The sequence below is a fragment of the Sphingomonas sp. 2378 genome, from assembly GCF_038084995.1.
GTDB lineage: Bacteria > Pseudomonadota > Alphaproteobacteria > Sphingomonadales > Sphingomonadaceae > Sphingomonas.
The window spans coordinates 1-13,291 of sequence record NZ_JAXCMJ010000067.1; the positions used below are offsets into that span (position 1 = coordinate 1).

A 13,291-nucleotide genomic window follows, 5' to 3' on the forward strand; every position below is an offset into this window, starting at 1 on the left:
CTCCTGACCTCCTTCCGGACTCCAGAAGGAGACCACGACAGGTACGGACATCCACGGCTACGTCGAGCGCGGCAACACGCGGCTCACCGGACGCTTACGCAATGGCCGGAGAAGATGGCGGCGCGGACGCTTCGCATGTCGATGTGGGAGGCAGGCCGGCATCTGCTGATCGTGGATTCACCCGAGAGCTGGAATGCGCTGGTCGAAGGCTGGAACGTGATGCGGGATAACCGCAAGACGATCGAGGGATGTCGGAAGACAGCGGCGAAGGCAGGTGAACCGGTTCGATGCACGATACGCATCGCGTCGGAGCGATCGGGCACGTAACCGCGTGGCTGGACCGGCAGGGCAGGCCGGTCGTTCAATATCGCCTGCGTACAGGTACGCGCATTTTCAAAGGGGAGCGATTGTCACCACCGGGCAAGGGCGTTGCCCATGCCGCGGGAGGGTCAATCGGCCGTGATGCGTCTGGATGCCACCCCATTCGCTCCGGGAACAACGATCGCCAAGATGCCGTCAGCGCTGGCGATACGGCGAAGCAGGTTTTCGGCCTCAGCCATTCTGTCGCTTGGCCAGCCCCGCATCACATGGATGCGATCATTGCCAACCTCGACCGTCAGGTGGGTAATGCCCGGCATCAGATCGAGCAGACGTTCCATGTCATGCCGGGTATCCGCGGTGACATGCTCCAGTCCATGCCCGGACATCGCCAGTTGCCATGTTCGTTCGCTCATTTGACCGTCTCCGCTTCCGTGAGCGCCCGAACCGTTGCGATCGGCAGGAACAATCGCAAGCCATTGGAGGGCAACGGCTCGAACCCGTAACTGATGTAGAGCGCCAGGCGCTTTGACACTTTCTCGGGATCGCCGCAGTCAAGCACGTCCAGCATGACGACGGCAATGCCCAGCGCATCGGCCGCCAAGGCCAGACGCCTGAGGCAATCAACCAGCAGATCGCCACCATATCCCTGTCCCTGATAGCGGCTGTCGACACCGATCATCGAGATATAGGCGGCCGGGATACTGCCGTGGAAAGGCCGGTTGCGGGCGAACCGCTCGGGTAGTTCGGTATAGTCGATCGCGTGGGCATTGGCGGCATAGAAGCCGATCAGCTCACCTTCCCGGCCGACCATCACGAACGTGCGGACGTTATCCGCCTTGGCGAGCTTGTTGGCGGTTCGACGAAAGAAATTGTCGACCTGCGGGATGCCACAGGAAAAAGCCGCCCGATCGTGCCTGGCAGGATCGAGCGGTTCGATGGTGTAGGGCTTTGCGTCCTCTGTCGCTGTCACCTGCTGACGATCGTCTCACGATGCCGCGCGAATGCTGCCCAAAGTCGATCGGTGGGTGCCGGGGGCGTGTCGAGTGCCGCAAAGAAGCGCGCATGATCGACCGGCTGCAAGGTGGTGCGTTCGTGCGCCGCGATCGTCTCCATCGCTGACCGATAGGCAGCATTCATCGTGAAGACGGAATCGTCCACGCCAGAGAGGGCCGCAGCCTGCTGGATCGCCTGTTTGATGCGCGGCTTGGTACGGAAGTTCATCCGTTCGCTGCTGCGCTCCTCGATCGCACCGACCTGATCCTGAAAGCCAAGCATGGCACACCTCATTCAACCCAATGCTTTATGTACATCTTAGCGACGTACATTTCAACAAAAGGTTGAAGGCCATTCAATCTAGTACCGCAAGCGCGGGATGCAGGAGCAAGGGCCTGGCTTTCTCACTTCATGTGGCGGGCGCGTCGCGTTTCTGGTCACCTTGCGCTTCAATAGTATAAATGGCTGAGATAGGAACAGGGAGAGAACGGCTGGAGAGGCAGTATCGTGGAAGGCAGCAGCAAGCGGGTAACCGCACAAATCGGAAGAAAGCCGGCGGCAAACATCCATCATGCAACGCGACTGGCCGAACGGATCGGCTGTCCGCTGAACCAGTTCGTCACCATCAACTATTCCAAGACGCAGTGCCCGGCCGATGACGCGACGGCCGCATTTCGCGACCTCCTGTCGGACTGGTTCGCTCGTTGGTTGCGCCGGCATCCCAAAAACAGGAAAGGCGTGGCACCGGCCTATGTCTATGCGTTCGAGGCGGGCGGGCGGTAGATCGCGGTCCATTGGCTGGTTCATGTCCCGAAGGGGCTGATCCGCGAGTTCTGGCGTCTGGTACCCGAATGGGTGACGGCTACCGCAGGGCCGATCACCAGCCCCGCAGCGATAAAGCATCGTCGCATCTATGGTGTCGTCGGTGCCAAGCGATACATCCTCAAGGGTATGGACCCGCACTTCGCCCGCCTCTGGCAAATCCGGGCATCGCCACAAGGCAACATTGTCGGTCGCCGCAGCGGCTTCAGCCGAAGCCTCGGCCCGGCTGCGCGACGTGCGGCTGACTACCGCCCGCAACGCTATCAGGCAGGACAGTGGGCAGCGGCAGCATCTGCGACATTTTGACGATCCTCACAGGATATCCCTGTCGGATAGCCGGCATGTGCAGCAATGGCCCTGCATGGGTTTTCTGACAGGCAAAGCGTAGTTTGGGGTCCGGTGAGAGGATAGGCAAAATCGTACGCTAAGCCCCGCCACCGTCCCGTTTGGGATGGATGAGCGGGAATCTCGTTTCCGGTCTCAAATTCGTTTGATCCACAGTCGGGGAAAAGCCCAGTTGCGGCTTGGCAGCCATTCCCGTAGCTGTAGCATATGAATAACACACGCCATCATGTGCTGCGGCAGGTGACGCAGGTCAGCCAACTTTGCGGTTGGCTGATACCGAAGCAGGCGGAATCGAATTCGGTGCCGCTTCCCCTGCTCATGCCCCGCAACACGCTTGCGGGATTGATCACTTTCACCGGCTCGCTCGGGCTCGCCCTTACCGCGATGCCTGCGGCATCACAGGCTCCTGTAAAAGCTGGGTCGTCGACATTCGCCCCGGCCGGAAAAGCCTTGGACCAGGCGCTGGATGCCTATCTCACCGCCGCGACCCGGAACGAGCAATTCTCCGGCACCGTGCTCCTGGCACGGAACGGTAAGCCGGTGTTCCTGCGCAGCTACGGCATGGCCAATTACGAGTTAGGCGTGCCCAATGGCGCCGATACGGTGTTCCGTCTCGCCTCGATCACCAAGCAATTCACGGCGATGGCGATCATGCAGCTTCAGGAGCAGGGAAAGCTCAAGGTCGACGATCCGATCTGCCGATACCTGACCGACTGCCCGGCCGCGTGGAAGCCGATCACGATCCGCCAGTTGCTGAACCATACCTCTGGCATCCCCAACTTCTCCAGCCTGCCCGAATGGGACGAGGTGTTATCGCGTCGCGACTACAAGCCTGCCGAGCTGGTCGCGCTATTCCGTGATCTGCCGCTCAAGTTCGCGCCGGGCGAGAAATACGACTATTCCAACTCCGGTTATCACCTGCTCGGCCTCATCATCGAGCGCGCATCGGGGATGGGCTGGGGCACCTATGTGAAACAACGCATTCTGGTGCCACTCGGCATGACACACAGCGGCGACGACGACACCCGTGCCCTGATCCCGCATCGTGCGTCCGGCTATTACTCGCTCGGCACCACCTTCATCAATGCGCCGATCATCAGCCGCACGGTCGGCTATGCCGCCGGCGGGCTGTATTCGACGGTGGGCGACCTGCTGCTGTGGGACCGCGCGCTTGTGCCGGGAAAGCTGGTCGGCCAGGCGTCGCTCGACGCGATGTTCACGCCGGGCAAGGGCAATTATGGCTTCGGGTGGCGGATTGCCGAACGGTTCGGCCGGCACGAAATGGACCATTCGGGCAGCGACAACGGCTTCTCGACGTACATCATCCGTTTCCCCGCCGATGACGTCACCGCGATCGTGCTGAGCAACAGCGACCGCGCCTCGGCAGGCAAGGTCGGTAACGCGATGGCCGCCATCGCCTTCGGTCAGCCGGTGACGCTGCCGGTCGCGCAACTCCGCGAGATATTGTGGGACCGGATCGACCGCGACGGCGTGGCCGGCGCCATCGCTCACTACGGAGAACTGAAACGATCGGGAGCAGAGCTCGACTTCAGCGACGACGCGCTGGTGGGGTTGGGATACGATTTGTACGAAGCGCACCGCTACGCGGATGCGAAGGCGATCTTCCGCTTCAATCTGACGGTTTATTCCAAGTCCGCCTACAGCCATGACGGGTTGGCAGATATCGCGGTCGCTGAGGGCGATCCGAAACAGGCGGTCAAACTGTTCCGCCAGTCGCTGGCACTCGATCCGACCAACACCTATGCTGTCGACGCGCTGAAGCGCCTGCAAGCACCGCTTCGTCGCTAATCTGCCACCCTTATCCTATCGACGTCATCAGAAAACGAAGGTATCCGAGGATGAACCTGACGAGACGCGCCCTGGCCTTGAGCATTCCCGCGCTTGCGTGCTGGCCCGCCTTCGGGCGATCGACCGTTGTCGATCCCATCGAAGCGTATGAACGGGCGTCCGGAGGGCGGATCGGCGTTTATGCCGTGAACGTGCGCACCGGCAAAACCCTCTCGTGGCGCGCCGACGAGCGGTTCATTACCTGCAGTTCCTACAAGGCGTCACTCGCCGCCTTCGTGCTGGCGCGGGTCGATCGCGGTGAAGAGAGGCTCGACGCGCTCGTTCCCTACACGGCGAAGGATACGCTGGACCTGTGGGGGCCGATCGCGAAGGAGAACCTCGCGAAAGGCGCCATGACGGTCGAGGCGATGTGCAAGGCCGCGGTCGAGATCAGCGATGGGGTGTGCGCCAACCTGCTGATGGCCAGGTCCGGCGGTCCGGCTGCACTGACCGCGTACCTGCGTTCGATCGGCGACATGGCGACGCGGATCGATCACTACGAACCCGCGCTCGACCGCGTGCCGTCCGGTGGGCCGGATGACTCGACAACGCCGGCCGCGATGGCCGCCACACTGCAAAAGGTGGTTCTTGGCGACGTGCTATCCGATCGGTCGAAGGCGTTGCTGACGCGCTGGCTGATCGGCAACCAGACCAATCCCCGACTGCGCGGCGGCCTGCCCAAAAGCTGGCGGATCGGCAACAAGACCGGTCACAGCGGCCGCGACATGGCCGGTGACATCGCGGTCGCCTGGCCCACGCCCGACGCGCCGATCGTCATCGCGGTCTATACACGCGGAGGCAAACCCACAGAGAAGCAGTTCGACAGGGCGTTCGCGGGCATCGGCCGGCTCGTTGCTTCCACGTTAGCCTAAGCCTGCATACCCCCGATGTGGGGGTGATCGAAACGGCCAAAGCATTCCCGTTGGGATCGAGAAAGGAGAACGTAGTGCGCGTCTCGATACTCATGCGCATGAGACGATCCGGCTGCTTTCGCTGGCTGCATCGGTCCGCTATGAAGCTGGCATGACAAACCGGATGACGATCATCTCGCAACGCTGGTGGCCCGCGATCTAAGCGCGGCCTGTCATACCCTTTTGACCCGGCCGCTGCTCTCGGCGGCCAGGTTACAAGCACTCCCGACGACAGCAGCGGCAACCCTTTGGAGAGTTGCCCCCATGCGATCTACCTCCCGTCCGGTTATCCTAACCGGCGACCGCACGACCGGTGCACTGCACCTCGGGCACTATGTCGGTTCGCTTCGCAACCGTGTGGAGCTGCAACATACCCATCAGCAATATGTGCTGCTCGCCGACTCCCAGGCCCTGACCGACAATGCCGATCATCCCGGCAAGGTTCGCCGCAGCGTGATGGAGGTCGCGACCGATTACCTCGCCGTTGGCATCGACCCGTCCCTGTCCACGATCTGCCTGCAATCCGCATTGCCGGCATTGGCCGAGCTGACGCTTCTCTACCTCAACTTCGTGTCGGTCGCGCGGCTCGAACGCAATCCGACCATCAAGGATGAGATACAGGCGCGCGGCTTCGGCCGGGACATCCCCGCCGGCTTCCTCTGCTACCCGGCGGCACAGGCGGCCGACATTACGGCCTTCAAGGCCACGGTGGTTCCGGTCGGGGAGGACCAGGCACCGATCATCAAGCAGACCAACGAACTGGTCCGCCGTCTCAACCGCCAGATCGGGCGGGCGCTCTTGCCCGAGGCAAAAGCGCTGATCCCGACGACGGGCAGGCTGCCCGGGGTGGACGGCAAGGCGAAGATGAGCAAGTCGCAGGGTAATGCGATACCGCTATCCGCCAGCGATGCGGAAATCGCGACGGCGGTGCAGCGCATGTATACGGACCCGAACCACCTTCGCGCATCTGATCCGGGGCAGGTCGAGGGTAACGTGGTGTTCACCTACCTCGATGCATTCGATCCCGACGCGGAAGCGGTTGCCGAGTTGAAGGCGGACTATCGACGCGGCGGTCTGGGCGACATGGTGCTGAAACGCCGTCTCACTGGCATCCTTCAATCGATCATTGCCCCGATCCGTGACCGGCGGTCGGAGCTTGCCGCCGATCCCGACACCATCATGGACATACTGCGGGCCGGTGCGGAGAGGGGTCGCCAAGTCACGGAGCAGACCAAGATGGAAATCATCGAGGGACTGAACCTATTTCGGCTGTAGGACACGCGGGTGTTGAGCCTTCCCGATTGCGAACGGCCGGCTAGGTGCTCCGGCCGTTCCCATGAGGATCGAATATCGAGAATGCGATGGCTTTCTCAAAACCCATGATTGAGGTCATCGCAGAACGTCCTCACGAGCGTACGCTAAGCGAAAGGGCGTGACGGGAGACTGAGCGTTGCGCGGAGGCCATGCGGTTGGCGGTTGTCCAATATCAGCCTGCCGCCATGCGCGACGGCGACACGATCCGCGATCGCTAGGCCGAGGCCTACCCCACCTGTCGCGCGGCTTCGCGATGGTTCCAGCCTCTTGAATGGTGCGACGATGCCACCGACGTCGTTCAGAGGGATGCCCGGCCCGGAATCATCAACATGGATGCACACCTGCGTGTCGCGATCCTCGACCGACAGGATGGCATTCCCCGCATAGCGCAGGGCATTGTCGATGAGGTTGTCGAGCGCGCGGTGCAGGAGAGGTTTGTCTACCATGGCCCAGCCATCATTGAGCTGGCCGGCCAGCTCGACGTCCTGGTCCAGCGAACGTCGATCATCCCGGATTGCGGTGAGAAAGGCGACAAGATCGGTGTGCTGGGGACGCAATCGATGCCGATCGATCTGCGCAAAGCCGAGCACCTCGCCGATCATCGCCGCCATCTGGTCGAGGTCATGGATCATGCGCTCGCGTTCGCCGGGTGGTGCCAGTTCCGCACGGATGCGCAGCCCGGTCAGGGGCGTGCGAAGGTCGTGCGCTATAGCGGCGAACGCTTGGAAGCGCTCTTCTGCCTGATCGGCAAGGCGCTGGTGCATGGCGTTCATCGCTGCGGCGACCGCTCTGATCTCGGCCGGGCCGTCATCTTGAAACGGCGGTTGGCTGACCAGGTCGCTCCGCGCTGCACTTTCCGCCAGATTGCGTACCGGAATCGACAGCCGACGCGCTGCGATCCATACCGGGACCGCGGAAAACATCAGGGCCAGGCCGAACGCCACAAACAGCCGCAGTCGCCACGCCGCAAGTTGCCGATCGGTCGGAGTGACGGTGCGCCAACGGCCATCGTCCTGCCGAACGGCTGCTTCGAACGCGGGCATCTCCACGTCCGGGCCAATCCGCACATTTGCGCCGAACCGCATCCGAAACCCGCCGGCACCGCTGTCGACGAGCAACGTCCTGTCACCGACCAGAATGACGCTTTGCCCTGTCGCGTTGCCCTTGCCGGCACCATCGCTGTCGAGCCAGCGCGCGCGAACCCGATCAGGCCGGACTCGCAACATCCGCGCCAGCGAAGCCTCGACCTCCACCACCCGGGGCGCAGCGGGCGGCGCCGACCGGATCGTCAAACTGAAGGCGCCATTCCGCTCGCCTCCCAATATCCTTGCTGCATCGCGAACCGTCATCCGCACCGGCGCAGGGGTGGGCGTCAGCAACACGATGCTCAGGCTTAGGGCGAACGCGAGCACCAGCGTGGTCAGCGCCAGCGTCGCCACTTGGACCAGGATGGATGGCGACCACCTCATCGACGGGTAACTGAGGCCCGAAACCGATAGCCGAGCCCACGCACGGTTTCGATCAGGCTTGTCCCACCCGCGTCGGACAATCGCCGTCGCAATCGGCTGACCGCCAGATCGACCGCCCGGTCGAAGGGACCGTCATCCGCGCCATGGGTCAGATCGAGCAGCCGATCGCGACCGAGAACTTGTGCCGGGTGCCGGACGAACGCGAGCAGCATCCGCAGTTCGCCCGCGGTTAGCGACACGGGCGCGCCGTCCGGTGCGGTGAGGCGTGCGCTATCCGGCTCGAACAGCCATTCGTCGAAGTGATAGGATTGAGGGGATGGCGTGACCGGCGCAGCTTCACGCCGGAGGATCGCTCGGATGCGGGCGAGCAACTCACGCGGATCGAAGGGTTTGGCCAGATAATCCGCCGCACCGATCTCCAGCCCGACGATACGGTCCGTCGTATCCCCCAGCGCGCTGAGCATCAGGATGGGAGGAGCCGCATCACGCAATCTGCGGCAAAGCGACAGCCCGTCCTCTCCCGGCAGCATCACGTCGAGAACGATCAGGTCGGCACGGGGGCCGTCCGCCAGTGCATCGAAGCCTCGCGCATCGGGGACGCCCGTGACGTCGAAATCATGTCGCGACAGATAGCCGACGATTGCGTCGCGCACGCTGTCGTCGTCCTCCACTACGATGATCCGCGCCACGCTGTTCGTCATGCCCTCTCTTATCGACGGATCGTATCGCGTTCATGTCATGATCGCCGTCCGGGATACAAAGAGGCCATGAAGGCGATACGTTCGCCCGCCAGAAAGCCCTCCTCGCAGTCAAGGCAGGGATCGCACACAATGCCCATCAAGCATCATCGTCGTCTGTGGCTTACGATCGGCGTGATAGCGGAATGCCTCCTTTCCACCTCCGCGCCGGCGCAGCCTCTATCCACACAGCAAGCCAAGGCCGCCAGCTACGCCATCACGGAATATCACATCCTGTGCCATCGCGATGGCGGACGCTTGTGGGGCAGGAGCCTGTGCGGGCCGATCATGCTGGTCGATCCCGAGACACGGGCGGTTTACGCCGACAGGGATACTACCGGCCATGATCTGCGAGCCTCGGGCGCGCTGTTTATCGGGACGCTGCCTCAGGGCATCGGCATGGCGAACACCGCGATCGACTGGGCAGGCACCCGTTGGACGATGGTTCTGTTGCCATTGCCCTCCGATCGCGACCGACGCGAGACCTTGCTGATGCACGAGGCATTCCACCGCATCCAGCCCGATCGCCTTCCCCCGCCGGTGGCAGTTCTGCCGGATCATCTCGATACACGCGACGGGCGTCTACTCCTGCGCCTCGAATGGCGAGCGCTGGCCCGGGCACTGCGAACGCAAGGCGAGCCGCAACGCGCGGCGATCCGTGATGCGCTGGCGTTTCGCGCGCTCCGGCGCAGTCTGGCGATCGAGGCGACCGGGCGGGAGAACGCGCTGGAGATCAACGAAGGGATTGCCGAATATACTGGCAAGCGCCTCGGCGCCGGCAAGGATGCCGTGGCTTCGACGATCGGCACGCTAACCGATTACGACCGGCGCGACGGATATGTGCGCAGCTTCGCCTATGCGTCCGGCCCCGCCTATGGTCTGTTGCTCGACCGGCTGTCTCCAGGATGGCGGAACGGCTTGCGACCGGATAGCGATCTGGGGGTATTGCTGCATCATGCCATTGGTGACGGTGCCTTGCCGGCGGTAGAGGCGGTCCGCGATCGTTACGGCTTTGCCGACATCCGGTCGGAAGAAACGGCGAAGGCAGAGGCCCATGCGCGCCAGGCCGCACACTGGCGGGCTGCGCTGATCGATGGACCGGTCATACGGCTGCCGCTGATCGATATGCAGATCGAGTTCAGTCCGCAGAACGTCTTCACGCTGCCGCCATCAGGCACCGTCTATCCGACAGCCACCATCCGCGACGCCTGGGGCACACTGACGGTCGAGCAAGGCGTACTGATCGCGCAGGACTGGAAGTCGGCATCGATCGCCGGTCCCGGCAGCGCACATGGCAACGACTATGCCGGAGCGGGATGGAGCCTCAAGCTTTCGCCGGGCTGGATCGTGTCGAACGACAGCGTCCGACGTCGATGACGATTACTTCCTCTGGCACAATCTTGGCCTTCAACCATTGAAAACCACCAGCGACACACCCGTGGCTTTCCCAGAAGGAAAGGCCAGCAAGACGGCGCAGGCATTCCCATTGGGATCGAGTTTCGGGAATGTTTCAGTCTTCCCAAAATCTGTTGGTCAGGATCAAACGGGAAGGCTTGCCGGCAAGTAGAACACCGCCGGAGGATCAGCGGCGCCAGACCTTATGGATGAGAGCCAGATTAAAACCGTGGTTTTCGGCGTGGCGGCGTCTGAAGCGCGCAGCCATACGTTCATCGCGCGATGGCGGGTCCGGGATCGCGCGCCGTATCCAATCAACGCTAGCCGGACCTTCAGCATCAGCTACGACAACCCAGCTTTGCTGTAAAACCCAATCGTGGAGATGTGTTAAAAGAGTGCCTTCGCTATTTTCTAATTCAACGAATTTGTCATCTATTCCATAAAATATCTCGGCGACCTTTTGATAATAATCAGAAGAACCCTCGCCATATATCTCGTGAATGCGATCCTCGCTATCTGAGGAGATCTTGCTGTACTGACCGATCAACCCGGCGTGCTGCGGCAAACCGATCCGGCTCAGCATTTCTGATGCCGCCTGCAAGTTTGTCAGGTCTTCATCTTTATTCATGTAATACTGCGCGTGTCCACCGTTCATGACCTCGCCGTGATAGTCCAACAACGCTGCAAATCGCATTGCATCGAGTGGAAGCTCATGCTCTTCGTAGCCGCGTTCAATTGCTTCTTCGATGAAGAGACCGATGCAAGAACAAGCCGACGATGGATCCGCATCGACAGCCTCGCTCCGCGTAATCAGTATGTGTTCGATCCGGCAACCGGACATGCGCGGCATCCTAACCAATGATCCCGATGGGCTATGTCATGCCCGAGGAAAACATACCATCTGACCTGAACCTTAAGCGCCGCCACCCTTCCCACAAACGAAGGTTGAGGGAGACGGCGGAAAGTTTCGGCCAATCCCGTGCGTCGCAGGAGGCGGCTTTCCCGAAATGTGTTCCCGAATGAGTTTTCCCGAAATTGCCCGTTGGACATGGAGAAACGGGACGCTCCGCAAACGAGGGTTTGGGTGACGGTCGTTGGCGTTGCTCGGTCGCGGGCGATCCGCGTCACCTAACCCGTCACGCTGTCTATGCACCGCAGACGGTAGGCTTAGCGTACGATTTCGACCTTTCTCTCACCGGACCCCTAGTTTCGTGCCCGTTCTATGTCATACCCCCGGAGGACCTCGCCGTCGTTGTAACGCCTGGTCGTATGCTCAGTCATATGACTCACTCTTATCCAAGAGCGAGACCCTGTCAGGTCAATTAGGGGGCCATCTCAGGAACGGTGAAAAGACCGGAGGCAGAGCGTGCGATCCGGCAGCTCACGCACGACTGGGCCGCTGCGCACGGCGTGCAGCCTGACTCTGCCGAGATGCCTTCCTTCAGAGCATTCCATCGTTGGGTTCTGAACCGGGGCGGGGCGGCCTGTTTCGAGTTTCGCTCAACGCTCGGTCCGCTTGAGGATGCCGAAAACTGGTTCGACCAGGAGCTACGCCAAGTGTGGCGCAACAGGAGGACATGTTACCGGTTCGGACAGCTATGCCAATCCTGCGATCTGGGAGATCATCAGCCGCCAGTCTTCAGCCAACCGTCCGTCCTCGGCGAAGTTAACCGACAGCCATGCCGGAGACGTTCCCGGTGCCGTCTGATATTGTATCTCCAGCACATGACTGGTGTGCGTGGATGTCAATGTCGCGTGTGTCGTGGTCGATTTGCCTTTGGAGAGCACCGCGACGTTGCGGGTCGGTGCGACAGCGAAGCGTCGACTATGGCGGGTGGTGCTGGTAGAAGTCTGACTGACTTGCGTCGTCGCGTTGACCCGAACCTGACGAATGGTCTGTCGGCCGGCTAGGATTAAATGCCGCCAGCGGGTCGCCGGGCCGAAATAGTAGGCCAGTCCCGCATCCGGGAACACGCCGACGAAATCCGTGCCGCGGCCAATCCATTGATATCGACCACGGTTCGCACCTGACAGCGCCAGCTTCACCTCTTCGGCACCCGCTGCGGCAAGCTGGCCCACTGACCTGGCAGGTTCGCGGATGGCTGCCCCCACCATGATCGCCACCCAGAACGCACCCCATCCGACAAGTCCCGCCAGGATGACGCCTGAGATGAGGTAGCCGTGAAGGACGCAGTAGAGCAGCACCACGAGGGCAACGCCCGCAGGTATGGTGACCATGCGCTTGTCACGCTGGTTGGCCTTGGCGATCGCCGCCTCACTAGCGCTGGTGAGGCGGGCATGTGCCGCAGTGAATGCGTCGGCTGGATCGACCAGTAGGAACAATTGATTGTCGGGCAGGTCCGTACCGATAGGACGCGGTGTTCCAAAATTTGCATCCGTCACAGTCACCTCGATAATTCGTGGGTGGAAGGCATTGATGCCGTGAGTGGGTTTTTGTCACCCAGCTTAAAAATTAGCTGGTTATTGTGCATTTTTGATCGTGGTTACCGGGAATAGTGGGCATACCTAGCTGCTCATCAGTTGTCTCAATTTTGGCCTCACCGGTTTCTCGATTGATGAGGTAGCGATGCCGGAGTGTTCGAAGTCCGAGCATTTCGTATAGGGATCGATCCCAAGATATTACGTATGCCTTCGGCGAAACCTTCAGTTCGGCAACGGTCGTTTTCACGGCATCTTTAAAGTCACGATCCACCACGTCAGCCACGTTGCTGTCAGGTGCAAACTCGAAATCTGCCCATTCGCAATGGATTTTAACAACGGTCGATTTCTGCGGAGTTGCTGCTTTGGCTTGTTTCGCGGGCGCTGCCTTCGTTCGCTGCGCTCCGGCTGGCGAGGTTGCCATGCTCGTTCCGATTATACCGATCGCGGCGAGAATCCCGAGTGTCCCCATCTCATTCCTCCTTGTAGGAGGAACACTATTCCGGCTGGTGTTGGAGCCTGCAAGCTCGGCGTTGCGGTGGTCCTGCGATTGCGACGGAGAGAGGTGGAAAGGTCTATCTTTCTGCCGCTGAGGGATTGATCTGGCCCCCGTTTCACCGGACGGGTTCAAGCGGTTGCAGAAACCAGTGCGCGATGCTCGCGCGGCGAACGCATTTTGAGCCCTGAATGGGGGTGG

14 protein-coding genes are annotated in these 13,291 nt (G+C 61.5%); 6 read left to right on the forward strand and 8 right to left on the reverse strand.

What is annotated here, in order from left to right:
• A partial coding sequence (locus tag SM191_RS18525; RefSeq protein WP_341507494.1) for a DUF6118 family protein occupies positions 1-327 on the forward strand: 327 nt, incomplete at its 5' end.
• 122 nt (positions 328-449) lie between these two features.
• On the opposite strand, the gene SM191_RS18530 is transcribed toward SM191_RS18525, so the two are convergent.
• From SM191_RS18530 to SM191_RS18540, 3 genes are read right to left on the reverse strand one after another with little or no spacing between them, the layout of a single operon-like run.
• Positions 450-734, reverse strand: a complete 285-nt coding sequence (locus tag SM191_RS18530; protein WP_341507495.1) for a hypothetical protein — start codon at positions 732-734, stop codon at positions 450-452.
• Positions 731-1,291, reverse strand: a complete 561-nt coding sequence (locus tag SM191_RS18535; protein ID WP_341507496.1) for a GNAT family N-acetyltransferase — start codon at positions 1,289-1,291, stop codon at positions 731-733. Before SM191_RS18535 ends, SM191_RS18530 begins: the two co-directional genes overlap by 4 nt.
• The gene (locus tag SM191_RS18540) at positions 1,288-1,596 is read right to left on the reverse strand and encodes a type II toxin-antitoxin system TacA family antitoxin (RefSeq protein ID WP_341507497.1); all 309 of its coding nucleotides are present in this window, start codon (positions 1,594-1,596) and stop codon (positions 1,288-1,290) included. Before SM191_RS18540 ends, SM191_RS18535 begins: the two co-directional genes overlap by 4 nt.
• Positions 1,597-1,821: 225 nt before the next feature.
• On the opposite strand from SM191_RS18540, the gene SM191_RS18545 reads away from it, so the two are divergent.
• The 4 genes from SM191_RS18545 to trpS all read left to right on the forward strand — a co-directional run bounded on the left by SM191_RS18545 (position 1,822) and on the right by trpS (position 6,515).
• Positions 1,822-2,097 (forward strand): hypothetical protein, encoded by a 276-nt coding sequence (locus SM191_RS18545; RefSeq protein ID WP_341507498.1) that lies wholly within the window; start codon positions 1,822-1,824, stop codon positions 2,095-2,097.
• A 612-nt stretch (positions 2,098-2,709) separates the two neighbouring features.
• The gene (locus SM191_RS18550) at positions 2,710-4,290 is read left to right on the forward strand and encodes a serine hydrolase (RefSeq protein WP_341507499.1); all 1,581 of its coding nucleotides are present in this window, start codon (positions 2,710-2,712) and stop codon (positions 4,288-4,290) included.
• A 50-nt stretch (positions 4,291-4,340) separates the two neighbouring features.
• A complete protein-coding gene (bla, locus tag SM191_RS18555; RefSeq protein ID WP_341507500.1) occupies positions 4,341-5,201 on the forward strand; it encodes a class A beta-lactamase in 861 nt (286 codons plus the stop codon).
• Positions 5,202-5,504: 303 nt separating this feature from the next.
• A complete protein-coding gene (trpS, locus tag SM191_RS18560) occupies positions 5,505-6,515 on the forward strand; it encodes a tryptophan--tRNA ligase (RefSeq protein WP_341507501.1) in 1,011 nt (336 codons plus the stop codon).
• 143 nt (positions 6,516-6,658) lie between these two features.
• Here the strand turns inward: trpS and SM191_RS18565 are convergent, their stop codons facing one another.
• Both SM191_RS18565 and SM191_RS18570 read right to left on the reverse strand, forming a co-directional pair.
• Positions 6,659-7,993 (reverse strand): sensor histidine kinase, encoded by a 1,335-nt coding sequence (locus tag SM191_RS18565; RefSeq protein ID WP_341507502.1) that lies wholly within the window; start codon positions 7,991-7,993, stop codon positions 6,659-6,661.
• Positions 7,994-8,019: 26 nt separating this feature from the next.
• Positions 8,020-8,724 (reverse strand): response regulator, encoded by a 705-nt coding sequence (locus SM191_RS18570; RefSeq protein ID WP_341507503.1) that lies wholly within the window; start codon positions 8,722-8,724, stop codon positions 8,020-8,022.
• 66 nt (positions 8,725-8,790) lie between these two features.
• Between SM191_RS18570 and SM191_RS18575 the strand changes: the two genes are divergently transcribed.
• Positions 8,791-10,137 (forward strand): hypothetical protein, encoded by a 1,347-nt coding sequence (locus SM191_RS18575; RefSeq protein WP_341507504.1) that lies wholly within the window; start codon positions 8,791-8,793, stop codon positions 10,135-10,137.
• 205 nt (positions 10,138-10,342) lie between these two features.
• Here SM191_RS18575 and SM191_RS18580 read toward each other — a convergent pair whose 3' ends face one another.
• The 3 genes from SM191_RS18580 to SM191_RS18590 all read right to left on the reverse strand — a co-directional run.
• Positions 10,343-10,996, reverse strand: coding sequence for a DMP19 family protein (locus SM191_RS18580; protein WP_341507505.1), 654 nt, complete (start codon positions 10,994-10,996; stop codon positions 10,343-10,345).
• Between the two features lie 755 nt (positions 10,997-11,751).
• Positions 11,752-12,564 carry a hypothetical protein gene (locus SM191_RS18585; RefSeq protein ID WP_341507506.1) on the reverse strand — a complete coding sequence of 271 codons (813 nt, stop codon included), beginning with the start codon at positions 12,562-12,564 and terminating at the stop codon, positions 11,752-11,754.
• A gap of 64 nt (positions 12,565-12,628) precedes the next feature.
• Positions 12,629-13,291 (reverse strand): hypothetical protein (locus SM191_RS18590; protein ID WP_341507507.1); only part of this gene is annotated, 663 nt, incomplete at its 5' end.